General features: G+C 35.2%; 26 protein-coding genes and 1 riboswitch. Of the genes, 22 read left to right on the plus strand and 4 right to left on the minus strand.

Going from position 1 to position 23,927, the window contains the following annotated elements; genetic code table 11:
* Nucleotides 1-33 precede the first annotated feature (33 nt).
* Together ACXR6G_RS09180 and ACXR6G_RS09185 are read left to right on the plus strand one after the other, a co-directional pair.
* Nucleotides 34-252, plus strand: a complete 219-nt coding sequence (locus tag ACXR6G_RS09180; RefSeq protein WP_458361123.1) for an endonuclease domain-containing protein — start codon at nt 34-36, stop codon at nt 250-252.
* Nucleotides 233-346, plus strand: a complete 114-nt coding sequence (locus tag ACXR6G_RS09185; RefSeq protein WP_458361124.1) for a DUF559 domain-containing protein — start codon at nt 233-235, stop codon at nt 344-346. The genes ACXR6G_RS09180 and ACXR6G_RS09185 overlap by 20 nt, the downstream gene beginning before the upstream one ends.
* 451 nt (nt 347-797) lie before the next feature.
* Here ACXR6G_RS09185 and ACXR6G_RS09190 read toward each other — a convergent pair whose 3' ends face one another.
* The gene (locus ACXR6G_RS09190; protein ID WP_458361125.1) at nt 798-1,091 is read right to left on the minus strand and encodes a hypothetical protein; all 294 of its coding nucleotides are present in this window, start codon (nt 1,089-1,091) and stop codon (nt 798-800) included.
* Between the two features lie 555 nt (nt 1,092-1,646).
* On the opposite strand from ACXR6G_RS09190, the gene ACXR6G_RS09195 reads away from it, so the two are divergent.
* From ACXR6G_RS09195 to ACXR6G_RS09210, 4 genes are all read left to right on the plus strand, one after another.
* Nucleotides 1,647-2,261 (plus strand): hypothetical protein, encoded by a 615-nt coding sequence (locus tag ACXR6G_RS09195; RefSeq protein ID WP_458361126.1) that lies wholly within the window; start codon nt 1,647-1,649, stop codon nt 2,259-2,261.
* Between the two features lie 243 nt (nt 2,262-2,504).
* Nucleotides 2,505-3,986 (plus strand): rhomboid family intramembrane serine protease, encoded by a 1,482-nt coding sequence (locus tag ACXR6G_RS09200; protein WP_458361127.1) that lies wholly within the window; start codon nt 2,505-2,507, stop codon nt 3,984-3,986.
* A gap of 312 nt (nt 3,987-4,298) precedes the next feature.
* Complete coding sequence (locus tag ACXR6G_RS09205; protein ID WP_458361128.1) at nt 4,299-5,762, plus strand: hypothetical protein; 1,464 nt, start codon at nt 4,299-4,301, stop codon at nt 5,760-5,762.
* Nucleotides 5,763-5,957: 195 nt separating this feature from the next.
* The gene (locus tag ACXR6G_RS09210; protein ID WP_458361129.1) at nt 5,958-7,544 is read left to right on the plus strand and encodes a beta-N-acetylhexosaminidase; all 1,587 of its coding nucleotides are present in this window, start codon (nt 5,958-5,960) and stop codon (nt 7,542-7,544) included.
* Between the two features lie 156 nt (nt 7,545-7,700).
* Here the strand turns inward: ACXR6G_RS09210 and ACXR6G_RS09215 are convergent, their stop codons facing one another.
* Complete coding sequence (locus ACXR6G_RS09215) at nt 7,701-8,849, minus strand: hypothetical protein (RefSeq protein WP_458361130.1); 1,149 nt, start codon at nt 8,847-8,849, stop codon at nt 7,701-7,703.
* A gap of 322 nt (nt 8,850-9,171) precedes the next feature.
* Between ACXR6G_RS09215 and ACXR6G_RS09220 the strand changes: the two genes are divergently transcribed.
* The 12 genes from ACXR6G_RS09220 (at nt 9,172) to ACXR6G_RS09275 (ending at nt 16,599) form a co-directional block, all read left to right on the plus strand.
* Nucleotides 9,172-9,528, plus strand: a complete 357-nt coding sequence (locus ACXR6G_RS09220; RefSeq protein ID WP_458361131.1) for a DsrE/DsrF/TusD sulfur relay family protein — start codon at nt 9,172-9,174, stop codon at nt 9,526-9,528.
* Between the two features lie 105 nt (nt 9,529-9,633).
* Nucleotides 9,634-10,125, plus strand: a complete 492-nt coding sequence (locus ACXR6G_RS09225; protein ID WP_458361132.1) for a hypothetical protein — start codon at nt 9,634-9,636, stop codon at nt 10,123-10,125.
* A 34-nt stretch (nt 10,126-10,159) separates the two neighbouring features.
* On the plus strand, nt 10,160-10,474 hold the full coding sequence (locus ACXR6G_RS09230) for an antibiotic biosynthesis monooxygenase family protein (protein WP_458361133.1): 315 nt from the start codon (nt 10,160-10,162) through the stop codon (nt 10,472-10,474).
* Nucleotides 10,475-10,705: 231 nt separating this feature from the next.
* Nucleotides 10,706-11,728, plus strand: a complete 1,023-nt coding sequence (gene galE, locus ACXR6G_RS09235) for a UDP-glucose 4-epimerase GalE (RefSeq protein WP_458361134.1) — start codon at nt 10,706-10,708, stop codon at nt 11,726-11,728.
* Nucleotides 11,729-11,843: 115 nt separating this feature from the next.
* Nucleotides 11,844-12,059: a hypothetical protein gene (locus ACXR6G_RS09240; RefSeq protein WP_458361135.1), complete on the plus strand. Its 216-nt coding sequence runs from the start codon at nt 11,844-11,846 to the stop codon at nt 12,057-12,059.
* A 40-nt stretch (nt 12,060-12,099) separates the two neighbouring features.
* Nucleotides 12,100-12,723 carry a hypothetical protein gene (locus tag ACXR6G_RS09245; protein WP_458361136.1) on the plus strand — a complete coding sequence of 208 codons (624 nt, stop codon included), beginning with the start codon at nt 12,100-12,102 and terminating at the stop codon, nt 12,721-12,723.
* Between the two features lie 141 nt (nt 12,724-12,864).
* Entirely contained in the window at nt 12,865-13,488 is a 624-nt protein-coding gene (locus tag ACXR6G_RS09250; RefSeq protein ID WP_458361137.1) for a nitroreductase family protein, read from the plus strand.
* 139 nt (nt 13,489-13,627) lie between these two features.
* Complete coding sequence (locus tag ACXR6G_RS09255) at nt 13,628-14,419, plus strand: hypothetical protein (RefSeq protein WP_458361138.1); 792 nt, start codon at nt 13,628-13,630, stop codon at nt 14,417-14,419.
* 130 nt (nt 14,420-14,549) lie between these two features.
* Nucleotides 14,550-15,086 carry an NADPH-dependent FMN reductase gene (locus tag ACXR6G_RS09260; RefSeq protein ID WP_458361139.1) on the plus strand — a complete coding sequence of 179 codons (537 nt, stop codon included), beginning with the start codon at nt 14,550-14,552 and terminating at the stop codon, nt 15,084-15,086.
* Nucleotides 15,086-15,409 (plus strand): 4a-hydroxytetrahydrobiopterin dehydratase, encoded by a 324-nt coding sequence (locus ACXR6G_RS09265; protein WP_458361140.1) that lies wholly within the window; start codon nt 15,086-15,088, stop codon nt 15,407-15,409. Before ACXR6G_RS09260 ends, ACXR6G_RS09265 begins: the two co-directional genes overlap by 1 nt.
* 43 nt (nt 15,410-15,452) lie before the next feature.
* Nucleotides 15,453-15,785 (plus strand): gamma-glutamylcyclotransferase family protein, encoded by a 333-nt coding sequence (locus ACXR6G_RS09270; RefSeq protein WP_458361141.1) that lies wholly within the window; start codon nt 15,453-15,455, stop codon nt 15,783-15,785.
* Nucleotides 15,786-15,810: 25 nt separating this feature from the next.
* Nucleotides 15,811-16,599: a PhzF family phenazine biosynthesis protein gene (locus ACXR6G_RS09275; protein ID WP_458361142.1), complete on the plus strand. Its 789-nt coding sequence runs from the start codon at nt 15,811-15,813 to the stop codon at nt 16,597-16,599.
* A gap of 334 nt (nt 16,600-16,933) precedes the next feature.
* On the opposite strand, the gene ACXR6G_RS09280 is transcribed toward ACXR6G_RS09275, so the two are convergent.
* Complete coding sequence (locus ACXR6G_RS09280) at nt 16,934-17,545, minus strand: DNA-3-methyladenine glycosylase family protein (protein ID WP_458361143.1); 612 nt, start codon at nt 17,543-17,545, stop codon at nt 16,934-16,936.
* A gap of 159 nt (nt 17,546-17,704) precedes the next feature.
* On the opposite strand from ACXR6G_RS09280, the gene ACXR6G_RS09285 reads away from it, so the two are divergent.
* Genes ACXR6G_RS09285 through ACXR6G_RS09295 form a run of 3 tightly spaced genes read left to right on the plus strand, consistent with a single transcriptional unit; the run spans nt 17,705 to nt 19,595 of the window.
* The gene (locus ACXR6G_RS09285; protein WP_458361144.1) at nt 17,705-18,571 is read left to right on the plus strand and encodes a helix-turn-helix domain-containing protein; all 867 of its coding nucleotides are present in this window, start codon (nt 17,705-17,707) and stop codon (nt 18,569-18,571) included.
* A 1-nt stretch (nt 18,572) separates the two neighbouring features.
* Nucleotides 18,573-19,175 carry an HAD family hydrolase gene (locus ACXR6G_RS09290; RefSeq protein WP_458361145.1) on the plus strand — a complete coding sequence of 201 codons (603 nt, stop codon included), beginning with the start codon at nt 18,573-18,575 and terminating at the stop codon, nt 19,173-19,175.
* 33 nt (nt 19,176-19,208) lie between these two features.
* Nucleotides 19,209-19,595 carry a VOC family protein gene (locus tag ACXR6G_RS09295; RefSeq protein WP_458361146.1) on the plus strand — a complete coding sequence of 129 codons (387 nt, stop codon included), beginning with the start codon at nt 19,209-19,211 and terminating at the stop codon, nt 19,593-19,595.
* A gap of 55 nt (nt 19,596-19,650) precedes the next feature.
* Here the strand turns inward: ACXR6G_RS09295 and ACXR6G_RS09300 are convergent, their stop codons facing one another.
* Nucleotides 19,651-21,039: a metallophosphoesterase gene (locus tag ACXR6G_RS09300; protein WP_458361147.1), complete on the minus strand. Its 1,389-nt coding sequence runs from the start codon at nt 21,037-21,039 to the stop codon at nt 19,651-19,653.
* A gap of 297 nt (nt 21,040-21,336) precedes the next feature.
* A riboswitch (cobalamin riboswitch) is annotated at nt 21,337-21,543 on the plus strand.
* Between the two features lie 166 nt (nt 21,544-21,709).
* Here ACXR6G_RS09300 and ACXR6G_RS09305 point away from each other — a divergent pair.
* Nucleotides 21,710-23,857, plus strand: coding sequence for a TonB-dependent receptor plug domain-containing protein (locus ACXR6G_RS09305; protein ID WP_458361148.1), 2,148 nt, complete (start codon nt 21,710-21,712; stop codon nt 23,855-23,857).
* Nucleotides 23,858-23,927: the final 70 nt, after the last annotated feature.

Raw genomic sequence — 23,927 nt, forward strand, 5'->3', positions numbered from 1 at the left:
CTGTAAATTGAGAGATGAATTGAAATGTTTATTATGAAGAAGATTCACAACCACACTAATCTATTTGGGTACAGAAAGAAACTCCGAAGACGTTCTACGGCTGCTGAATCGACATTGTGGAAGCATATAAAAAATCGACAAGTAGAAGATTTGAAATTTAGAAGACAACATTCACTTTCAAATTATATTGTTGATTTTTATTGTCCTGAAATCAGATTGATCATAGAATTGGATGGGTGCTGCACACGATAATTATTTATCTGAAGAAAGAGACGAAAAACGTGATAGAATCTTGCAAGAATTAAGCTGCACAATTCTGAGGTTTGAGAACAGGTATGTTTATTAGTTTTTAAGTGAGATTATAGAAGCCATTAAAACTCAGAAAGAACATTTTTATAACAATCAACTCTAATATCCCAAGTTTAAAATTTCCCCTCCTTACTTTTAAGGAGGGGTGTCAAGCTCTGCTTGATGGGGTGGTTTTCAAATCAATTTTGATCTCAATATTTTGTGAAAAAAGAACGGTCCAAAACCACAGGTTAAAATGAGACGGGGTGGTTTTTAATAATATTTCCAGTTTAATATTTTGTGGAAAAAAGAACGGTCCAAAACCACCTCCCCCTGCGGGTACTCCTCCTTAAAAGCAAGGAGGAGAAAGCTTGGAGTTCTGCTTGACGGGGTGGTTTTTTGTTACAAGATTTAATCTTTTCTCTGTCTGAGAGTTGAGTGTTTTTGTGTGCTTGTTGTGAACAGTAGGTTTTGGCTGTTTTGTTTTGTGTGTATTTATTTTATGATATTCAGTTTTTGTGAGGAATGCCGACAGCTTTAGCTAATAAGTCCTCTTCGTCATCGAATAGTGGTACTGCTTTAAGCCCTTGCCTTGCTGCTTTATAAGCTATGACTCCTGCTTTGCCACTAGCCATTGCGACCTTGCAATCTTCCACCTCTTCGTTGCTTTGTTCCACCCATGCGTTGAAGTATTCCTGCATCTCGTTGCCATTGGGCAGCAGAACGTTAATATTTTTTATCACTTCGTTGCAATCCTCCACCAATTCGTTGAGGTTTTCCACTACTTCGTTAAAGATTGCCATAGCTTCGTTGAAGCATTCTACTACTTCGTTGAGGTGTTCCGTCGCTAGAGCATCGCTTTTATTTTATTTGGCAAAACAAAACAGCAAAGCCCAAGCTTAAGGCGGAGATGTTGACTAACAAAATAATTCTCCCACAAATAAAAATGGGAAGACAAATAAGCAATATAGAAACAAGACAAAACAGAACACGAAGCTGATAGGCTAAATAATGGGCAGAGCTTTGTGAAGACCTTAAGGTTTTGGATTGATGAGAATACGTAGATGGTAGGCTTGGAGTGCTGTAAAATAATATAAGAGTTAAAACTCTTTAATATGCTCAATAGCCTCTTAACGCTAGGATGTTTGTGATTATTTGTTGTGTGTTAATATCTTAATCATAACTAATTGGTGGTGATGGATGCTTTTTACTGAATTCTGCTTAATTTCAGATCATCATAATACGTGTTGTTACCCACCCTATGGGCGTGCTGACAATACCTTTTAAAAAGATAAAAGAGAAATAACAACACTAGTGTTGTTACAGACTTGTTATGGTTTATGTAAAAAAGAAATACCATGGAAATAACAACATTAATAATATCAATTTTTGCAATTCTGATTTCGGCTTTTAGTTTTTGGTATGGATTTCTAAGGCAATCTGACCCGATTTTTAGCATTAGTAGGTGGACTGCTTTTGGAATTACTAATAATGGAAAAAATGGTTCGACTTTTATCATCAAAATAAGTATAAATAATCCTAGTACAAGACCTACCACAATTAAGGATTTCGCTATAATAGCCAAGACAGAAAAAGGTAAAAAGATTATCTATGAACCAATAATGTTATGGGATTTAACTTATTACATAGAATCAATGGGTGTTCCAAAGAAAATTGTTGAATTTCAGAAAGGACAAATTCCACTTCCGATAAGTATTCCAGCGAAAGAATCATATCAATTCGACTTTGAAATTCTTTTTATGCCACAAGACAAAAAGACATCAATTATAAATAATGAAGATGGTTCTTTTGAGCTTGAAGTTCATGCTTTAACTGACAAATGGAAAGATTACAAATTGGTATCTAAACAGGAGATAAAGGAAGATGACATTAAAAATCTCCAGAATGGAAATTTTTCTGGTGTTTTATCGACAACTTCAATTGAGAATAGGAAAAAGCTTGATAATAAATAAAATCAAACACAAACCATAACAATTTATAAAGCTAATGCTGCAAATTAGTAACTCGAAAGTGGCTGCAAATAGTAATCACCGCAAATTAATTCTTCACAGAAGAATTAAAATTACTAAATTGTGTTCAGAATTAATTAGCTCTGTGCCAACCGAAAGTGAGTACTTTCAAATACGCACATAGCCTTATAATAACGTTGATAACAGAATATTTCAGAAGCCAAACCAAAGCGAAGCCAATTCCCAATGACAAGAGAAGAACGAATGAAATTTTGTAGCCAGTGCGATAATTCCAAGTTTGATACCAAACAAGGCATTGTGTGTGGTTTGACTCATGCCAAGGCTGATTTTGAAGAGGAGTGTCCAGATTTTACGGGTCATGCTGAGGAGGTCTATGTTTATCAGGCTCCCAAAGAAAAACGAGGATGGCTTGCAGAGAAAACACTAGAACTTTTTTCTGTATTTACACCCCGAGAGGGCTTTTTTATGAGTCCTATTATCATCATCTTTTGTGTTTTAGTGTATGTATCAATGGTCGCATCGGGTGTTCATTTTATGGAACCTACGGTTGAGAGTCTTGTGGCTTGGGGAGCCAATTTTACAACTTTAACTTATAATGGTGAGTATTGGCGACTCATTAGCAATTGCTTTTTGCACATAGGGCTGATTCACCTTTTATTTAATATGTATGCCCTCTTGTATATTGGTTTGTTGTTGGAGCCTATTATTGGAAAATGGAAATTGGGTTTTGCTTTTATCATTACGGGTATAGGCGGTAGTCTTGTCAGTTTGGCCTGGCACGATATGATTGTTAGTGCGGGAGCATCTGGGGCTATATTTGGATTGTATGGCCTGTATATTGCTCTGCTTATTACCAATTTGATTGACAAGGAAAGCAAGAAAGGCATTCTGGTGAGTATCTTAATCTTTGTTGGCTACAATCTGCTTTTTGGTTTAAGAGGAGGGATTGATAATGCGGCTCATATTGGTGGTTTACTCAGTGGTTTGCTTTTAGGTTTTGCATTCCATCCTATTTTGTCGAATCCAAAAGCAAGGGTGAAAGGCATTTTGATTCCTGCGGTGCTGCTTGTCTTTATTATAGCATGTGGCGGTATAGTTTTAAAATCACCTAAAATATTAGTTCAATATGAAATTCGTTTGGCAGAGTTTGTTGAATTGGAACAGAAAGCTTTGAGTGTTTATCCACAATATATAACAGAAACAAACCGGGATGCCATTAGAGAAGATGGGATTCCCAATTGGGAGAAATGCCGTGATATTATTATCGAACTTGATGAAATGTCTGGTTTTTCAGAAGAAATATATCAAAGAAACACCTTACTGATAAGATATTGTGATTATAGAATTGCCTCTTATGAATTGATTGTAAAAGCAACAGAAGAACAGACACGAAGTTTAGATCGGAAGATAAATGCATACAATAAAACCATTAGCTTTATTGTGAGAAAGCTACAAGGTGAGGTGATTGCCGATAATTTATTGAGATACAAAGTACCTGCAGAGCCCAAACCTGTACAGAGGTATCAATATCGACCTCAAGTCAAACAGGAGTCGCCTATGTATATTATCAATGGTGTAGTCGAGATCGATATGTTGAAAATTAACCCCAAGGACATTAAGGAAGTGAATGTAATGAAAGGAGCAGCTGCCGAAGCTGTATATGGCGATAAGGGAAAGAATGGTGTGGTGATTATTACAACGGAATAGTTAAAATATTAAGGCATACATGCCCTATTCGAATATTGCCATCGAGATTAAGATTTTAGAATTGGACTCAGAGCAAGCTTTAAAAATTCTTAAGTTGATTTTTTAAAATTAAGATACATATAACAAGGGTGCAGCTGATTGTTGTACCCTTTTTTATTGAGAAAGTTTAACTTGCAATAAATTACATAATGCAAACGTTAACGTTTCTATCCCTTTAAAATTGGGACGTTCGAAGGGGGTTATATTAAAAGGATTTCAGTATCTTTATTTTCGACTAGCATCCCAAAAGTTTAAATCATAAAAAAAAAGCGAATGATAGAAGAAGTTGTAAGAGTACATGATAAGTTTTCTGTGGAGATTAAAATGGGTTACGAAGCTCGTAAGGATCGTAAGGTGAATGAGTTTTCGGTTAAGACTTGGTTGTTTATACCAAGCAAACTGGATATAAGTTCGTCCACCTATAAGAAAGAGGACTTTTACAACGATTTCAACTCCAACATTCGTTTGATTACACCACCTTATGCCTTAAGAGAAATTGCTCAAGGCGATCATTCCGTTTTCTCATACTTAGAGGAAGCTTTTCAGAAGGTGGCCAACCATCCCAGCTCGAAGAATGAGGCGAATTACGAGTATCATATTCGTATGTTTCATTCCATCCTGAAATCGGCACTTCGCAGAGAAATTCAGCATATTCTGAGAAATGAAATGACGGATGATAGGCGCTTCCTGATTGAGGCTTATATCTCAGATATTAAGAAAATTGCTCAGCAATATCGCGATTTACGTCGTATTGTGAATGTGTCCACAATTCAAAAGGAAATGTTCGATTACTTTTTGTTTGGCGATGAATTTATGAGCAATCAGTTTGAACAGAATAGCTATTATTTGCACCGTGGCTTACGAAAGATGCATCCTGAGGATTTCGATCGAAGCAAGGATGATATTCTAAACTTGATTAGGGATGAGATTGCTTACAAGCGATCTAAAGGCTATTTGGTTGTTGAAAAGGATTCGCAAGATCGTAATCGCTGGTTGGTTCATCGCAAAAGTGTGTTTAATAAATATTTCGAAGGTCAGCTATTGCTTTCTTCCCGTACGAAAAAGGAAGGCGTTTTTATGATGCAATTGCTATACAGCGTGGCAGCAGGAATGGCTATGATTATTGGTGCGGCACTCACCTTTTTCTTTCAGAAAAGCTTGGGTGGTTTCACCATTCCCTTATACGTTGCTTTGGTGATTATCTATATGTTAAAGGATAGAATTAAGGATTTAAGTCGCCTCTATCTGGTAGGGAAGATCAATAAACGTTTTTTCGATCATAAAACAGTGATTCGAGTAAAAGGTGATGAGAAGATTGGCTGGTGTAAGGAGAGTTTCGACTTTGTAAGAGAAGACTCGGTGCCATTGCGAGTTCTGAAGCACCGTAACCGTTCTCGTATTATTGATATTGAGAGTCGGGGTGTGGGTGAGAAAATCATTTTCTATCGCAAGCTGCTTCGATTAGATCAAAAGGCCTTGGATAATTCATACGGGAATTATAATATTACGGGTGTGGTTGATATTATCCGTTTTAATGTCTCGAACTTTATCCAGAAAATGGATAATCCTGAGATTCCCCTTTATTACCTAAATGATGACGAGTTTCAGAAGTTGTCAGGCGAGAAAGTTTATTTTGTAAATATGGTTCTCCGTTTTAAACTCGATGATGAAACAAGCTACCGTCGTTACCGTATCATTTTCAACCGTAGAGGTATTAAGAAGGTGGAGAAGGTGTAAGAAAATCTATATTACAATAATAATCTATTTTAAACGGCTACTCAAACACTGGGGGCCGTTTTTTTAGGAGTTAAAATCTGTTGAGTTTTTAGTATCTGCCTACAGTTTAAAGTCTAATAATGATTATCTTTCACAGGGATTTTAAACCCCTTTTATTTGATCAATAAACTAACTAAGAATTAATTATAAGTGAAAATGAATCGATTGTTCAATTTAAGTCAAGTGCTCTTGCTTGCAGTTATACTTGTCTCTTGTAAAACACCAACACCCAAAGATTTATCAAAGGAAAGTCTGATTCCTAAACCCACAAGCCTTATTGCAACGGGGAGTTCATTTGAATGGACTGATAAAACTAAAATATATGTGTCAGATGATCAGGAAGATATTCAAATTATTGCAAAATACCTGGCTGATTTTATTGTACCAGCAACTGGTTTTAAGACCAAAGTTGAAGTTCTTAATACACCTGCGTCGAAAAAAGGAATCGCTATACTTTTAAATCAAGATTTGACTGCGTTGGGTGATGAAGGTTATAAATTGAATATTACGGATAAACGACTCGTCTTGGAGGCTTTTCAGCCTGCAGGTTTGTTCAGAGGCGTGCAGACTATCAGACAATTATTCCCAGCCAGAATTGAATCGAAAGATTTACAAGTTGGCCCATGGGAATTGGCAAGTGGTACTATTGAAGATAAACCTGAATATGGATATAGAGGTGCCATGCTCGATGTGGTTCGTCATTTCTTCGATGTGGATGATGTGAAACGATTCATTGATTTAATTGCCGCTTATAAGATGAATGTTTTGCACTTGCACCTAACCGATGATCAGGGTTGGCGTATTGAAATTAAATCGTGGCCAAACTTAACGAAGCATGGTGGCAGCACTCAGGTAAATGGAGGTAAAGGTGGGTTTTATACTCAGGACCAATATACCGAGATTGTGAAGTATGCTCAAGAGCGTTTCATAACTGTCATTCCTGAGATTGATATGCCAGGACACACCAATGCCGCTTTGGCATCTTATGCTGAATTGAATGCTGATGGTAAAGCCAGAGATTTGTATACAGGAACCAATGTGGGATTTAGTACTCTTGATGCAGATAAGGAAATTACCTACAAATTTATTGATGATGTGATTGGTGAGTTGGCAGCGATTACTCCTGGTGAATACATTCATATTGGAGGAGATGAGTCGAATGCAACCAAGAAAAAAGATTACATCAAGTTTGTAAACAGAGCTCAGGATATTGTGAATGCTCATGGTAAGAAGATGATGGGATGGGCTGATGTTTCTGCTGCCAATCTCAATGAGAATAGTATCGCACAATTTTGGCATACCAGAACAAAAACAGCTTTGGATGCGGTGAATCAGAATGTGAAGATTATCATGTCGCCAGCCAAGAGAGCGTATATGGATATTCAATACGATTCCATTTGTCCTTTAGGCTTACATTGGGCCGGTTATACCGAAGTTGACGATGCTTACGATTGGACTTTGGAAAGCAATGTGGAAGGTATTAGTAAAAAGCATATTATCGGAATAGAAGCTCCGCTTTGGACCGAAACAGTTGAAACGATTGATGATATTGAATATCTGGTTTTTCCTCGTTTGCCCGGTTACGCAGAACTCGGTTGGTCGAATCATTCTGACAAATCGTGGGATGAATACAAAGTACGATTAGGAAAACAAAAGTCTCGATTTGAACATATGGGAATTAATTATTATCCTTCGCCTCTAGTTCCTTGGGAAGATGAAGTTGTAATTAAAATTATGAAATAGATTGATCTATATTTAAAATCTATTTCACGCAAAGGATGCTAAGTTAAACGAAGGCCACAAAGAGATTGAGATCTCTTTGCGGCCTTTGCGTTTATTATCCTTTGTGCTCTTTGCGTGAACCTTTTATAAACTATGGATCACGAACATATTCATGTTTTAATATCTATTATAGAATCGTTTCAATTCATTGGTGAGTTGCGTGTAAATCGGTTTGGTGAATTCTATAAATAAATCTTGTCGTGCAGGAGGAAGAATAGGTTCGCTTTCGCAGATTTCCAGTTCTTCTTTAGTTAATGCTCTTTCGTCACCATTAAAGTGACCCCATTCGCTGAACCAAACATACTCGCCACCCAATTGTTTATTATTGATGATTCGTTTGTTGTCGAACTCTTCAATATGCAAGGAAAGTAGGCCTTTAGAAATAACCTCACGTTTGTGAATATGTAGTTTGGCTTTTACTTTATTATATACTTTAATGCTTGTACCATCCTTAAGTTTAGTGGTTCCGACTTCGACACTATCGGCACTGATGACTTGCTTCTCAATATCTGTATCGTGTGTTTCACCCACAACAAAATCTTCGAAACGCATGGCAATCACATGATCAGGGTATTCTAATTTCTCCATCTCAGCTTGTTTAGGCGTGTAGAAACGTACAAACTTACGTCTGATATTATTCGTAATATATTGCGTAACCTGATCTTGAAAGAATTCGGCACTAAAGCTATATTTTGCAGAGTTTACAGGGATATGCTCAATAATAACTTTTAGAGTTGCCATATATTCAGCTTCTTGCATTTTTGCTATAGCATCCTTGTAATTAGGAACAAACTGATTGGCTTTTGCGAAATTTGCATAAGCCGATTTTGCAGCATTACGCGTTCCTTTAGCCAGTTCTCTTAAGCCTAAATTATAACATTCAGGAGCTGCAAGTTGTCTAGCCATATCTTCCTCAGCTCTGAATGATTGCACATTTGAAAGTAAACGCAAGGCAGCTGGGCATCGGTTTATTTCATTGTACATTCTATTCAAAATCTGATACTGTCCAATTGATTTTGTGTTTTTTAAAGGATCAGATGAATTCAATAGAGAAACAATTTCCCTCTTCGACGAGTTTACAGCTAAAGGGTAACTCTCCAATAAAGCTTGTTGTGCTTTGCTTTTATCAGGATTCGATCTTAGTCTATCAACCGATTTTAATACGGCCGTGTAGTAGTCCCCATTTTGCAGGGCTTTCTCTCCTGAGCTACATGCAGCACTGATAACTGACAGTAGTATTAATGAGAAGTAGATAATTTTTTTCATAGATATTGGATTAGTTGTGTATGCAAATTTAAATTTTTATCTGAGAATAGGGCAATCTCAGAAATGAGTTTCCACTATTTACTTGTTCTTATCTTAGCATAATAGCTGAAATGCAAATATTGAACCAAACTTGTTTGTAGGATTGAGTTTCTCTGGAATTGAATTTTTCATCTTTATTTAAAATGAAGTGTAATTTTAAAATACACTTAGTTGTCTTTTGTTTATGTATATGGTTTTCATAAATTTGGATTGGCTCAGACTTGTGATCTGACTTTAATCAAGAATAATCATATTAGAATGAGTTAACAACTAAAAACCTTAAATGAAAGCCTTAATTATTTTTAATCGGGAACCCTATGATAATACCGATGTCACATGGAATGGTCTAAGACTAGCTGAAACTTTGAGAAGTAAAGGCGTAGAAGTTAGAGTTTTCTTAATGAATGATGCTGTTGATATGGCAAGGGATGCTTGTAAACCACCACAAGAATACGATCAAGATTTATCTCAAATGCTTAAAAAGCTGATTGCTAGAAATGTAGCAGTGAAAGTTTGTGGAACTTGTAACGCTCGATGTGGTATCTATAAGAACCAGCCATACTTTGAAGGAGCGAACAAATCGACAATGGAGGAGTTGGCTGATTGGGTTGTTGATAGCGATAAAGTCTTAACATTTTAATACTTTCACAATTAAAACTATCGTTTTTGCATATCAATTGATTCTCGGTAAGAGGATATCAGGATTAAAACCGACATCTTTATGAATATAAATTGAACAAAGAGAATGAAGTTAAAATTAAGCCTAAGTCTATTATTAATATTTTTAGTAACGAACTTAATAGCACAAAATCATACACATACAGACAATGATCATCACCACAAACATCCTGAAAATGAAATTGGAATAGTAAATGCACCTGTTTATTTAGTCAAAGAAAAAGCGATGGCTTACAGTGTTCATCTTCATTATCTACGTATGATTGAAGATTCGAAATTTGGCTTTGGTATAGGGTATGAACGCTTATTTAGTGAGCATGAGCATAATACCTTTGGGATAGTGGGGAGTTACAGACCTATTGATAAATTAAGTTTAAGTTTTTCTCCTGGAATTACCTTTGAGGATGAAGAACCTTCAGAGCTAAATCTGGCCTTACACCTTGAGGCTGTTTATGAATTTCAGTTTAACCATTTTCACATTGGGCCTACTGTAGGTTTCGCTTACGACCCAGAAGATTACCATATAAGTATAGGTATTCACTTTGCATATGGCTTTTAATATTTAGATATTAATATAAAGCAAAAGAGAAGATATGATTGCGAAAACACCAAAACCACCTTATTACGCTGTAATCTTCACATCTATCAGAACAGAAGGAGATAAAGGCTATTCTGAAATGGCAGATCTAATGCTTGAACTTGCAGAACAACAAGACGGTTTTCGTGGTGTAGAGAGTGCTAGAGAGGATGTCGGAATTACTGTTTCGTATTGGAGAGACTTAGCGGCTATTAAGAATTGGAAAGAAAATACAGATCATTCCCTTGCTCGTGAAAAAGGACGTAAGGAGTGGTACAAAAGCTTTAAGACTCGAATTGCTAAAGTAGAAAGGGATTATGGGTTTGAATAAAAGTTGATGTAAAAGCTTGAAGAAACGATCTTAAGTATTTTAAAACGTTTGCACTCTATAGGAGCTCAATTCCATCAAACTTATGTTGGAAAGAATTCAATTTTATTAAGAAAATATTAGAGAAAAATTGTTTCTTTGATCTACTGTTTTAAGGGTCTATTGTGTGGTGAAAATAAATAGAACTGGAATTAAACACTATCATTAGAAACAAGTCAAAAAAAAACATTAGACATGAGTAAACAAATTCTTGTTACCGGTGGAACGGGTTTTATTGGATCACATACAGTTGTTGAACTACAGAAGAACGGTTACGATGTGGTAATTGTGGACAATCTTTCTAACTCGAAGATTGAAGTATTGGAACAGATCAAAGAAATTTCAGGTGTACAACCTAAGTTTGAGGAATTTGATTTGACAGACAAGCAAAAGGTCAACGATTTCTTTAAGAAATATACCAATTTAGAAGCCATCATACATTTTGCAGCATCAAAGGCAGTAGGAGAGTCCGTTGAGAAGCCTTTAATGTATTACAATAATAATCTAAATTCATTAATGAATATCATGGGCTGCATGATTGAGAATAAGGTTCCGAATCTTGTGTTCTCATCATCGTGTACAGTTTATGGTCAACCAGATAAGCTGCCTGTAACCGAGAAAACACCTCGTAAAGAAGCAGAATCTCCTTATGGTAATACTAAGACTATTTGTGAAGATATCATTCGTGATACTATAAATGCTTATCCTGAATTGAAAGGAATTGCCTTAAGATATTTTAATCCAATTGGGGCTCATGCTACTGCTAAAATTGGTGAATTACCTCTTGGGGTTCCTAATAACCTTATTCCATTCTTAACGCAAACTGTAGCTGGTATTCGCCCTGAATTGAGCGTTTTTGGTGATGATTACAACACACCTGATGGATCTGCAATTCGTGATTATATTCACGTTGTAGATTTGGCAAAGGCACATGTTGTGGCAATTGAGCGCTTATTGAAAAATAAGAATAAAGAGAACTGTGAATATTTTAATGTAGGTACTGGAAATGGAGTTTCTGTATTAGAAATCATTGAGTCCTTTGAAAGAGCAACGGGAGAGAAAGTTCCTCACAAAATTGTGGCTCGTCGTGCAGGTGATATCGAGCAAATATATGCAGATACCACTTTTGCTAACGAAGAATTGGGTTGGAAAGCTCAAAGCTCTTTGGACGAAACATTGCTTTCAGCTTGGAAATGGCAGAAGCATATTGGAGAGTAATAATTTTCTTCACGCATAAATTCAACGCCTGTCATTCATTTGATAGGCGTTTTTTTATACTATTGTTATGCTTAGTATGAAAATATATTTATTAGATTTATGTAAATTTAATACGATGAATATGTTTGTTTACTTACCTGTATTAGCCTTGCATCTTTATGTGATTATTGATGCTTTTTCGCATATGAAAGAAAGGCAAGGCGTTTTTAGGCTGATATTGGCATTTATACCTCCTGTGATTGGTCCAATAATTTATCTATTAACCAAACCAAAACCTGATCGCTTACGTCGTAGAAGATCTTACATGCAAGGGAAAAGAAGATTTACCTAATCATTTATATAAAGGATAATTATTAAATAGTAATAAGAGAATGGAAGAAAAAACAGCTATTGAAGAATTACAAGAGTTTGCTAAGAAAACCAAACGCGAGATTGACTTTGATGATAAAACGTATGTTGCAAGCGGGGTGAATCCTCGTTATCTAGTTAAGCAACACGTTATTATATCAAGCTTAACAAAGGATGAGCCCTATTTTGTAAATTATTGTGATATGGTTGCGATAGGTGACAATGCGATGTACAGTGGATTCTTCTTTCCAGTTGATTTTCCATCATCTACTATTATTAAGATTCGCCAGAAGAATATTCTGGATAAAGTGAATCCATTTTTAAAAAAGAGTGAGTTTACTACACAGTCGAAGAATTTCGACTCTAAAATTCTTATTGAAGAAAACGATGCGAGATCATCAGGGAAACTTTTAAATAGTCAGGGTACTCAATCTTTAATTTTAGATATTTTTAAATTAGATCCTAGGTTAAAGTTTTGTGTGAATCATATCGATGTTGGGATTGTTTCTGAAATGAAGAATAAGTCTACTTTAGGAATATATATTACTGAACAATGGTTGCTAGATGAAGCTATAATTAAGAAATTATATGTCTTGGTAGGAAAATTGAAAATGAAAATCCAAATTGGTCATATTGTTCATTCTTGAAATAGAACAATAGATTATAAAGGCATTCGGTTTATTATAGAATAAGCAAAGAAGAATTCAATAAAAATGAGATTCAGAAGTAAGAATATAGCTCTATACCTATTACTTTTGCACGCTTAAATACATTATTAGAAAGGTAGCATGAAAAATTACAAAGAGCTTAGTACTAAAGAAGCCATAGCAAACAGACGTAGTATTCGAAAATTCAAAACTGATCCTATCTCTGATGAGGTTCTAATGGAATTGTTAGAATCAGCAAGGTTAGCACCCTCTGGATGTAATTCTCAGCCTTGGCGATTTAAGATTGTGAAAGATGAGGCTACAAAAAAGCAATTACAAAAATTCTCATTCGATCAGAAGTTTGTAAGTGAAGCTCCCCTTGTACTTGTTGTATGTGCTGATGTACAAGGATATTTAGATGGTCGTGTTTCAGGCGTTCAGGATCTTGGTGAGATAGGTGTTTTTGACGATGGGATTTGCGAAATCCTTCATAAGACGACTAAAGCTAAATCTCAACTAAAAATTGAGGATCTCCAAAAATCAGTCGCTTTTAATATTGCCATTGCAATCGAACATATTGCGCTTAGAGCATTAGATTTCGGTTTAGGTACTTGCTGGATGAGGCTTATTGATGAGAAAGCTATACGTGAATACTTCGGATGGGATAAGAATCTTTATCCTGTAGCAGTTCTACCAATTGGTTATCCAGATGAAAATCCATCTCCAAGAAAAAGACTTCCTATAGAAGATTTGATAATTGACTAGTATTCGAATTAAGTTTCAATGTAGATATGTAAGGATGCGGTCGTGTGATTGCATCTTTTTTTTTGTTTGCAGGTTTGAGTTTCATAAATTTGATAGACTACGCGTTTATTTCTAATCAAAGTCATCTGAAAGCTAAATTATGAAAACCTTACTCCATCTTTTATTTATTCTATCCATAAGCTCATCACTTTTCGCTCAAGATTGTTATACTGAAGCTACCCAGAAAAATATAAAGTCAGATTATTGCCAACTATGGAATGAAAGAACTTTTCAGGGCACAATTGGAGATGATAATCAAAGAATAGATATACGTTTTATTGAGATATCTAAAGATTCTAAATCTCATTTTAAATATCATGTGAAAGGGAAATCGAGAGTGAAAAATAATGTTTGCGACTTTCAGGGTACGATGACTATTGATCAAATCATGTTGCTCGATGAAGCAAGAAGTGGTTGTGACGAGCCGACTCTATCTGCTGGCATTATTTATGGTACATATGTCTTGAATGAGAACCCAAATCAAAGTCATGTTGGTCGATTTACGGGCGATTTTAAAAGCATGTTTGATATATCGCCTCATGGCTTTAATTTGAATAATGCCTGGTTTGGTCAGGACGGTTTTAATTCTTTTATAGGAACGTGGGAGAGTTACAACAATGAGGAGCCTAGATTTTGTGCTTGGGGACTTCAATTACCTCCTTCAATGCATGATGATTTATTTAAGCACTACGATAAAGCGTTTTATTTATTTAATTCCAAGTATCTAGATAGGGGTTGGAAAACTTATGTTCTTTCAAATCTGATTTCATTTATAAAAGTACCCAAAAATTTTGAGACTAATGGATTGAGGTTAGTTGACGATTTTATTGAATATCCGATCGAGGAAATTGAGCAGGCGACTAGAGAAGAAAATAAAAAGTGGTGGGAGTGATATTGGCTATCTATGTATCAATTAAACTGATATTGATTTCAAGCTAAGAACTGAGTCTTTTAGAAGTGTTTTTCTATCTTTAAGCAAGAGTCGTTACAAAGACTATGAGATTAATCTATAAAATACTTTCATGACAAAGAAAATAATATCCCTTGGAGCAAGCAATAGTTCAAAATCCATCAATAGAGTTTTAGCGCATTATGCATCTAAAGAGCTGAAAAATATAGACTTTGAACTTTTAGATTTGAATGATTTTGAGATGCCGATTTATTCTGCAGATAGGGAAGCTGAATCTGGAATTCCTGAATTAGCACATCAGTTTAAAGCCTTGATTGAAAACTCTAATGGGATTCTTATTTCATTCGCAGAGCACAATGGTGCGTATTCTGTCGCCTATAAAAATATATATGATTGGGTATCTCGAATCGAATCGAATGTTTGGGGAAACCGTCCTATGTTTTTGATGGCGACGTCACCAGGAGGACATGGCGGGAAATCTGTATTGGCTATGGCGAAAGCAAGATATGAGCGTGCTAATGAGAAACCGATCCTAAACTTTTCCTTACCTTCTTTTTATGAGAATTTCTCTAATGAAGTGGGCATAAAAGAAACGAGCTTGCGAGAAGATTTTTTCTCCCAACTAAAGCAATTTCAAGAAGCATTATAATGAAGTATTTATCTGAAAAAAAGTGTGAGCCTTGTAAAGGAGGAATACCTAAACTGACAGGTGATGAAGCAACAGTTTATTTAACTGATATCAGTAATTGGTCACTTATTGAAGATCATCATATTGAAAAAACATTTCTATTCCCTGATTTTAAGCATGCTCTTCAATTTGTAAATCAAGTTGGAGATATAGCAGAAGATGAAAATCATCATCCAGAAATGATATTGTCTTGGGGGAAGGTTCTCGTTTCAATTTGGACACATAAAATAGATGGATTACATGAAAATGATTTTATATTAGCTGCTAAAATAGATGAGCTTTAGCAGCCAGATTTAAACCAACAAACGAATAAGATTGAGAATAAAAATGGTAAAACTATTTTCATACGGAACACTTCAATTTGAGAGAGTACAGTTAGATACATTTGAACGAATTTTAACAGGTGAAAAAGATGCTTTAAGAAAATATACGCTTTCGAACATTAAAATTACTGATCCGAATGTTATAAAATCGAGTGGAACGGATATGCATCCTATCCTTGTATATACAGGGGCTGAGATGGACTTTGTAGAAGGAATGATATTCGAACTCACAGATAAAGAGTTGCTGATGGCTGATACTTATGAAGTTGATGACTATAAAAGAAGTGAACTAACATTTGCATCAGGTGAATCCGCCTATGCCTATTTAAAGAAATAAGAACCTCTCCTTAATATATGTTATAATGAAATTGGACCTATATCAAATTGATGCTTTTACAGATAAAGTTTTTGGAGGGAACCCAGCCTGTGTAATACCCTTAAAAGAATGGTTAGAAGATGATTTACTTTTTGAAATTGCAAAGGAGAATGCCGTCCCCGAAACGGCTTTTTTTATTGTGAATGAAGAAAAGGTGCATCTAAGATGGTTTACTCCCGATGTTGAAATGGATTTATGTGGACATGCAACTTTGGCTAGTGCTTATGTTCTGAAAGAATTTTTGAATTATCCCAAAGAGAGAATCGTTTTTGAGAGTTTAAGTGGTGATTTGAATGTCAGTGTTAAGGATGGTTTGTATACATTAGATTTTCCTTCGAGAATGCCAGTTCAGGCTGAATTACCTCAACAAATTAAGGATGCCTTAAACATTCAACCTAAGCAAGTTCTTAAATCAAGGGATTATGTTTTGGTCTATGATTCTGAGGCTGATATTCGAAATATAAAAATTGATAGGCAAGTTTTCGATCAGATTAATCTGGATCCAGGTGGTGTAATTGTTACTGCTGTGGGTGATAATTGTGATTTTGTTTCACGATTCTTTACACCTCAGGCTTCGATTCTGGAAGATCCTGTTACAGGATCAGCACACTGTTCCTTAATTCCCTACTGGGCAGATGTTTTAAACAAGCAGGAGATGAGAGCCATGCAAATTTCGGAACGTGTTGGGAAATTACAATGCGAGAATTGTGGCGATAGAGTTTTAATTAGCGGAAGAGCTAGAACTTATTCTGTTGGATCCCTGTGGACTTCTTAGTAGTAGTTTTATTGATGAACGCTTTTTCTTGAAAATGCATAACCCCTTACTGGGATTGTCGCCACCTTCGGGGCTTTTAGGTTTGTATCGATTTACTACTCATCTTAGTGTGGAGTGAATACATCAAAATAATTTCTGGGTATTATTTCATGAATTGTAACTTGGTATTTTTCATGGTATTAATGAGTGCGTTTATTTTATTTTGATTAATTATTAACTTTTATTGTGTGCCACGAAGTGGCTAAATCTGAATAACCACCCATGTAATGGGTGGTATTAGGCAAATTTACACATCATCCCTGAAAGGGGTGAATAACATGTGCAAATAGGGTGCTTATTGTACTTCTTTTACCAAGGCCCAAAAGTAAAGAGAAGCAACTGTGTTGTATGGCGAAAATCGCTTTCTGTAAACTTCAAATTCCTTTTTCGATAAGCTATCTAAGTCATACAATTTCATTATTCCATTACGTATTGCCAGGTCACCATAACTTATGATATCTGGACGTCTTAAAGAAAAGATCATTAGCATTTCGGCAGTCCAAACGCCAATGCCATTTAAGGCAGTTAGCTTCACTATTATTTCCTCATTACTGAGTTCATGTAGCTTGTCGAACTTAATCGTGCCAGCCTGTTCAGCCTCGGCAATCCCCCTTATATAAGTTACTTTTCTATTGCTCATGCCACAGGATTGAATGGATTCATGACTGGCATTAAGAATATTTTCAGCACTTATGTTCCCAATCAGTTTGTTTAATCTTTCTTTAACTGTTTTTGCCGCTTTGGTAGATATTTGCTGGCTAATAATACTTGAAATAAGAGCTTGAAAAGGATGAGGTAGAATTGGACGTTCAATCATGCCAATGCGATTAATTGCTTCATTCATTTTTTCACATTTGCTTTTCAGGTAATTCACTTCCTTTTCTCCGTATTTATAGTATTCCATCATGCTAAATAATTTGATTGTATCAAAGATATAAAAATTGAATACATCTATATAAGATGTGTTATGATAGGAATTCGTTTTTACTGAGTGTATTTATTCTTATTCTAGCTCAATGTATTCATATTGGTATGATATTCTTGGAATATATGGTAATTTTGAATCATGAATTCCAAGCAAGAGTATCTGACATATAAAGAAGAGAAATCATTTGAGATCAATCGTTACGATCTTAATTCGACTTGTCCCCACATTAAATTCCATTTACACAACGATTATGAGATCGTTTTTGTAAAGAATGGAAAGGGGAGAATAAGTGTGGATAATTGTGTACATGATTATGAAAATGGGGCTTTGGTATTTCTTGGACCTCATTTGCCTCACCTCGGATTTATCAACCGTGAATTTGAAGATAACTTCGAATTGGTGATCCATTTTAATGAAGCTTTCGTTTTGAATAGACTTCAGGTTTTCCCGGAGATGAAAGCTGTTTTAAGTTTGATTCAATCATCCAACAGAGTTTTGATTTTCAATAATGAGCTTAAGAATAAATTGGCATACATCTTTGAATCTATACATGATCAAAATCCGACTGAACAGCTTTTGTCTGTCTTGAGGATATTTTTAGAGATGTGTGAGATAGATAATCATACCAAACTCTTACTTGAGAAATACCGTATGGATTATCAGCATTCTGAACGATTCAAAAGCATATTGGATTACATCAATGAGAATTATGAAAGAAAAATTAGTACAAATGATATCGCTTCACATTTAAATTTGACTCCAAATTCTTTTTGCCGAGTATTCAAACAAATCAGCAACAAGGGCTTTATGGATTATTTAAATGAGTTTAGGATTAATAATGCAACTTATCTATTGGAATGGGGAAGTCTGACCGTTTCAGAAATCATGTTTAAGAGTGGTTTTACAAACCCTTCCTATTTTACAAAGCAATTTAGAAAGTACAAAAATTTATCCCCATCTGATTATCGAAAAAGATTAAGGGAAGAACAGATTAAAAAGAATTAGAATGAAGATAAAGAATATTGTATTCGATTTTGGAGGCGTGTTGGTTGATTGGAACCCGATATACTTGTTTAAAGATGAGTTTTCCGATCCATCAGAAATGAATTATTTTCTTACTCATGTTTGTAATAACACATGGAATGTGGAGCAGGATAGAGGAAGATCATTTGCTGAGGGCATAAAGCTCTTGCAAGAAAAGCATCCCAAATATTCTAGCTACATCCAAACTTTTTTCGATAAATGGGGAGTGATGATGGGAAGTGATATTCCCGAAAATGTTGTGGCCTTGTATAAAGTGAAGAAATTATATCGAGTTTTTGGTCTGACAAATTGGTCAGCTGAAACTTTACCACTGGCTTATAAACGGTTTCCCTTTTTCAAGGAATTCGAAGGTGTAGTTGTTTCGGGAGAGGAAAAGCTAGTGAAACCAGATCAAAAATTGTTTCAAATCTTATTGGATAGATATGAGCTAATTCCAGAGGAATCTCTTTTTATCGATGATAATCTAGATAATATTAAGGCAGCTAATAGAATGGGATTTGAAACGATTCATATTCAGCCTGAAATGAATTTGATTGTGGAATTAAAGAAGATGGAACTTATATAGTAAATCTTACAAAATCACTATAAACTGTATTAAATGAGAATAGATCATATTGCCATTTGGGTTCAAGATTTAGAACGAATGAAGGACTTCTATCAAACTTACTTTTCTATGGCTTGCAATGACAAATACGTAAATGCAAAGAAAGGCTTTTCGTCTTATTTTTTATCTTTTGAGAACGGTGCGAGAATTGAAATTATGCACCGATCAGATATTTCAGATCGACTGGGAGAAAGAGATGGAATGTATGGCTTGACGCATCTTGCTATTTCAGTAGGGAGTAAGATGAAGGTCGATGAATTGACTGAAAGAATACGACGTGATGGCTTTAAAATTGAAGGAGAAGCCAGAGTAACTGGTGATGCTTATTATGAAAGTGTTATTCAAGATCCGGAAGGAAATTCGATTGAAATTACCGATTAAAAAAGAGCCTCAAAGAACAAATGTCTTTGAGGCTTTTTTATGAATTCAATCTGACTTATTTTAATAATACCTTATCTGTACTTTCATTTAAGTGATAGAATTTACCATCTTCAATCAGTAAGGCTTGATTCGGTATTGAATCATCTGCTAAAGGAATATTCACGTCAATAATTTTCCCATTATAACTTGAGCTTAGTATTTCGTTTTCGGTATGACCAACAACAATATGCGATACCTTGAGTTTCTCAAGTATTTCATCTAGCTCTTGTTCCTTGATTTGCTTGTATTGTGATCTATCCATAAAATAACCTCGGTACCAAAAAGGGCCAAATGATTTCAATATTTGTGCATAGTCTTCTGCATTTCCAGGATTTGATCCTGCTACCAAATATTGTCTCATGAGCTGATTAACTTGATCTGGGCTAATGCCTGAATCAACTTGTTTTTGAGAGATTCCGCCGTGTACAAAAAGGATGTCATTTATTTTTGTCATTGAATTCTTAGAACGCAACCATTCTCCCAATACAGAATTTGGATGAAAAAGAGCATCGTAGTCTAAGCCCAGATTATTACAAAGACTTTTATAGTCACGAGCGATATATCTGTTGTCTTTATTGAGTACCATTAATTCATGATTACCAAACGTAATATGAACTTGCCCGCCAGCTTTCTCAGCTTCTTGCTCCAAACGATAAATGAACCAAAGCGTTTCAGTTACCTTATTTCCTCTATCAAAAATATCACCTACAAATACTAAATGGCCTTTTCCCCAATTCCATTTCAGTTGTTTATCTATTACACTATGACTTTGTAGGTTATTTATCATTCTATCAAATTGCCCATGAATGTCACCTAAAACGAAAATGGGTTCCTTAGTTTTCACTTGCCAGTTTGGAGTTTGACTTTCTCTTAGGGAGTAAGAACATGTATCGCCTGCCCAACCTTTGAATGCGTTTATTTTTTTATCCAAGAATTTCCCAGTGAGATAGGTTTTACTTGTAAGAGAATCGTGCTTTAAATAGTAAGCATAAAGCCCATCTTCAGTTCTATCAACAAAAGGGCCATCGCTCAAGTTTGATAATCCATTCTTATAAACAACCGCTCCAGCCTTACGTAGTAAATCTGTTGCTTCTGCATTATTGGCTCTGATTGCATAGTTTAGTGCTGTATAACCCTCTTTGTCTAAGCTGTTGATATCACAATCATTTTGCAAAAGAGCATCTGTAACTTTAGGTAAAGCTCTTTTTGCTGCCCAATGAATAGGAGTGAGACCTAAAGTATCTCGTGCATCCAATCCCACGCCTTTTTCGATTAAGTCAAGTGCCGCTTCTGTTTGTCTATTACTGATTGCCTGAATGAGTTCTATACTGTCCTTGTTTGGCGTACAAGATATCACTGCCAATAGGCAGGTAAAGAGAAATCCTTTGATAAAGGTTTTAAGCATGTGTCGTGTTTTTAGTCGTTTGAGCTTGAGTCGCTTTAGCATATTAAATTGAAGATGTTTAGTCTGTATGTCAATTTTTAATAAGCGATATGCAAGGATAATAAATCTATTTCATTTGGACTATTCATCTTAATTATTTGTTGCAATATGTATGACAGAATTCGACTTGTTTTAGCGAAAATATTCATAAAATATGATGTTGCTTATTTATTATTCGCGTTCATATTGTTGGTAATGTGTTTGTTAGGTGCGTGTCTAAAATTGTTTAATCATTATGCTTATAAATCTCTTTTTTATCTATATTTGCACTGCATTTGGTATTTCAGTCCTCATAATTCAGGATTGAAATGAAAAGGGAATTCGGTGTGAATCCGAGACTATACCCGTAGCTGTAAGTTCTATAAATGCTTTTTGAACGACTTATGCCACTGTTCGCCTCAGGCGGATGGGAAGGCTTCAAAAAGTAGAACAAGTCAGAAGACCTGCCTTTGCAATCAATTACAAGTCATTGCTTTCGGGAAAAAGAGCAAGTGAACGAAAATAATATCAACTCAGATAAGTAAGGATTGATCTGCCATAACTGGTCCTTTGTGTCATGTTGTAATATTTTCTTTTAGCTCCCTGTTTGCATTGCATTAGTTAAAATGTTTTTCATTTATTAAAATCAAACATGAAAAGAACTTTTTTAACGGCTTTTGCATTGCTTTCATTTATGAATTTTGCATCTCAAGCTGATGATAAACCTGTGGTAGATTCCACTTCCGTTCGTCATTTGAATCTAAACGAAGTACAAATCAACGCTTCACGCGTTAAATCTAAAGTTAAGGATCTACCTCAAAAGGTAGATGTGATTACTCAGCGTGTGATTAAAGCATCACCAGCCAATAATGTGGCTGGCTTACTTAAACGTTCATCTTCGGTTGATATTCTTCAATATCCAGGTGTTTCAGCCGTTGTTAGTATGCGTGGGTTTACACCTTCGCCATCCGTTAAGTATACACTTATATTAATAGACGGAAAACCTTCAGGAACAGATAATATTGCTAGTATCGACCTACAAAATGTTGAAAGAGTAGAAGTGTTGAAAGGACCTTTTTCAGCTCAGTATGGATCAGCAGCTATGTCTGGGGTTATTAATGTGGTAACGAAAAAGAATAGTGGTGAATTAGCAGGCCAGTTTGGGATTGAATATGGAAGTTTTAAAACGTCTAAAACAAACCTCTCTATGGGAGGCGCTTTATCAGATAAAACGAATTTTGATATTTCTTTGGCTCATAACAGACAAGCAAAGGATTATAAAATTGGTAATCGTAATCTTTACGATGAAGAATATGCCAAATCTATTTTAGATCCTTCTACCTATGGCGAACGAATGGAGAATTCTCAGTTCGAAACCTATAGTGTGAGTTCTAGAATTGGTTTTATTCTTTCAAAGAATTGGGAAATAAACTTTAATGGGGGATACTACAAAGCTGATGATGTTGAGACACCCGGTAACTTTTGGCATACTGAAGGTATGGATTCCAAAGATATTGAACGTTATTCATTCGGGTTTGATTTAATGGGAAATCTAGATGGCCATCAAATTAAATTTTCGCCATATTATTCTGATGAGGATAACAAAACTTATGATGTAGGTTCAGATGGCTATGGTGACTTTGTAAGTTCTTTTAAAACATATGGATTTCAATTGCATGATACTTATCAAATTGGAGACCACACTTTAGCTCTTGGATTAGATAATAAAACTGAAAGTTACAAGAGTAAGAACTATAAACCCTCTGGTGAGATAGAAGCTCCTTATCAACCTAATCATAAAAATATATCAACAGGAATTTTTGCACAATCTCAGTTTAAATTGCCGAATGAAAAATTGAATCTGTTAATTGGGGTTCGTGGTGATAATGTTAAGTTTGAATTGGAAGCTGATAAGCTTTTAGCAAACCTAAAAAGTAGTGAGAACTATTGGGTGTTTACTAAAAATATTGGTTTGAAATTTGAACTACTTGATGGTCTTTCTGCTCATACAAGTTGGGGAGATGCTTTTTTAGCACCAAAAGCTTATCAGGTTGCTGGTGAGTATACAAGAGGATCTTCAGTAACAGTTGGTAATCCTGGCCTTGATCCGGAAAGATCAAACACCGTAGATTTTGGTTTCACTTACAATAAGTTTAAGCAAGGGATTAATTTTGATTTAACTTATTTCAGCACACATCATAAGGATAAGATCATAAGATCAAATTTACCAGATTATAGTACAACATATATAAATGCACAAAAAGCTAAAATGAAGGGGTTAGAATTGATTGCTTCTTATGACTTTGGTGCTTTAAGTGATTATGATTATTCGTTACGAGCGTACTTAAATTACACTCATATTATTGATGCAGATTTGAAATACAAGGATGCTCAGGGCCATAATCAAAAAGGAGCTATGAGGTATGTCCGCGATAATACCGCATCATTTGGTTTGGAATTCGATAATTTGAAAGGATTCACAACACGTTTGAATGGACGATATATCGGTCATCGTTATGAGAATAACTATATATATATGGCTGATTATTCAAATTGGCCAAATATTACAAAGGAACCAATTATTTTCAATGGTAAGGAAGTACGTTCTGATCTGATTAACGAAGAGTTGTTACGTCATCCGGTATCTTACGTTTTCGATTACTCTGTTTCTTATACTTTCAAAGAAAAATATACTTTAGGTTTGACAGTATCCAATCTATTGGATGAAAATTACACTGAAAAAGATGCTTACAATATGCCAGGAAGATCGATAATGGCTAAGTTCAATTGTCGATTCTAAAATCTATTAATTCACTCAAAAAGGGATGTTCCAATTGTGGAACATCCTTTTTTTATGATAGGTGGTTTGT

It is taken from the genome of Ancylomarina sp. YFZ004 (assembly GCF_054254355.1).

Bases quoted from the DNA above. Each gene is read 5' to 3' on its own strand.
- ACXR6G_RS09275 (WP_458361142.1), top strand. From the start codon at position 15,811: ATGAAATTGGACCTATATCAAATTGATGCTTTTACAGATAAAGTTTTT.
- ACXR6G_RS09300 (WP_458361147.1), bottom strand. From the start codon at position 21,039: ATGCTTAAAACCTTTATCAAAGGATTTCTCTTTACCTGCCTATTGGCA.
- ACXR6G_RS09220 (WP_458361131.1), top strand. From the start codon at position 9,172: ATGAAAGCCTTAATTATTTTTAATCGGGAACCCTATGATAATACCGAT.
- ACXR6G_RS09180 (WP_458361123.1), top strand. From the start codon at position 34: ATGAAGAAGATTCACAACCACACTAATCTATTTGGGTACAGAAAGAAA.
- ACXR6G_RS09195 (WP_458361126.1), top strand. From the start codon at position 1,647: ATGGAAATAACAACATTAATAATATCAATTTTTGCAATTCTGATTTCG.
- ACXR6G_RS09210 (WP_458361129.1), top strand. From the start codon at position 5,958: ATGAATCGATTGTTCAATTTAAGTCAAGTGCTCTTGCTTGCAGTTATA.
- galE (WP_458361134.1), top strand. From the start codon at position 10,706: ATGAGTAAACAAATTCTTGTTACCGGTGGAACGGGTTTTATTGGATCA.
- ACXR6G_RS09250 (WP_458361137.1), top strand. From the start codon at position 12,865: ATGAAAAATTACAAAGAGCTTAGTACTAAAGAAGCCATAGCAAACAGA.
- ACXR6G_RS09255 (WP_458361138.1), top strand. From the start codon at position 13,628: ATGAAAACCTTACTCCATCTTTTATTTATTCTATCCATAAGCTCATCA.
- ACXR6G_RS09185 (WP_458361124.1), top strand. From the start codon at position 233: ATGGGTGCTGCACACGATAATTATTTATCTGAAGAAAGAGACGAAAAA.
- ACXR6G_RS09190 (WP_458361125.1), bottom strand. From the start codon at position 1,091: ATGGCAATCTTTAACGAAGTAGTGGAAAACCTCAACGAATTGGTGGAG.
- ACXR6G_RS09295 (WP_458361146.1), top strand. From the start codon at position 19,209: ATGAGAATAGATCATATTGCCATTTGGGTTCAAGATTTAGAACGAATG.
- ACXR6G_RS09290 (WP_458361145.1), top strand. From the start codon at position 18,573: ATGAAGATAAAGAATATTGTATTCGATTTTGGAGGCGTGTTGGTTGAT.
- ACXR6G_RS09240 (WP_458361135.1), top strand. From the start codon at position 11,844: ATGAATATGTTTGTTTACTTACCTGTATTAGCCTTGCATCTTTATGTG.
- ACXR6G_RS09245 (WP_458361136.1), top strand. From the start codon at position 12,100: ATGGAAGAAAAAACAGCTATTGAAGAATTACAAGAGTTTGCTAAGAAA.
- ACXR6G_RS09205 (WP_458361128.1), top strand. From the start codon at position 4,299: ATGATAGAAGAAGTTGTAAGAGTACATGATAAGTTTTCTGTGGAGATT.
- ACXR6G_RS09225 (WP_458361132.1), top strand. From the start codon at position 9,634: ATGAAGTTAAAATTAAGCCTAAGTCTATTATTAATATTTTTAGTAACG.
- ACXR6G_RS09215 (WP_458361130.1), bottom strand. From the start codon at position 8,849: ATGAAAAAAATTATCTACTTCTCATTAATACTACTGTCAGTTATCAGT.
- ACXR6G_RS09285 (WP_458361144.1), top strand. From the start codon at position 17,705: ATGAATTCCAAGCAAGAGTATCTGACATATAAAGAAGAGAAATCATTT.
- ACXR6G_RS09200 (WP_458361127.1), top strand. From the start codon at position 2,505: ATGACAAGAGAAGAACGAATGAAATTTTGTAGCCAGTGCGATAATTCC.
- ACXR6G_RS09230 (WP_458361133.1), top strand. From the start codon at position 10,160: ATGATTGCGAAAACACCAAAACCACCTTATTACGCTGTAATCTTCACA.
- ACXR6G_RS09270 (WP_458361141.1), top strand. From the start codon at position 15,453: ATGGTAAAACTATTTTCATACGGAACACTTCAATTTGAGAGAGTACAG.
- ACXR6G_RS09265 (WP_458361140.1), top strand. From the start codon at position 15,086: ATGAAGTATTTATCTGAAAAAAAGTGTGAGCCTTGTAAAGGAGGAATA.
- ACXR6G_RS09305 (WP_458361148.1), top strand. From the start codon at position 21,710: ATGAAAAGAACTTTTTTAACGGCTTTTGCATTGCTTTCATTTATGAAT.
- ACXR6G_RS09280 (WP_458361143.1), bottom strand. From the start codon at position 17,545: ATGATGGAATACTATAAATACGGAGAAAAGGAAGTGAATTACCTGAAA.
- ACXR6G_RS09260 (WP_458361139.1), top strand. From the start codon at position 14,550: ATGACAAAGAAAATAATATCCCTTGGAGCAAGCAATAGTTCAAAATCC.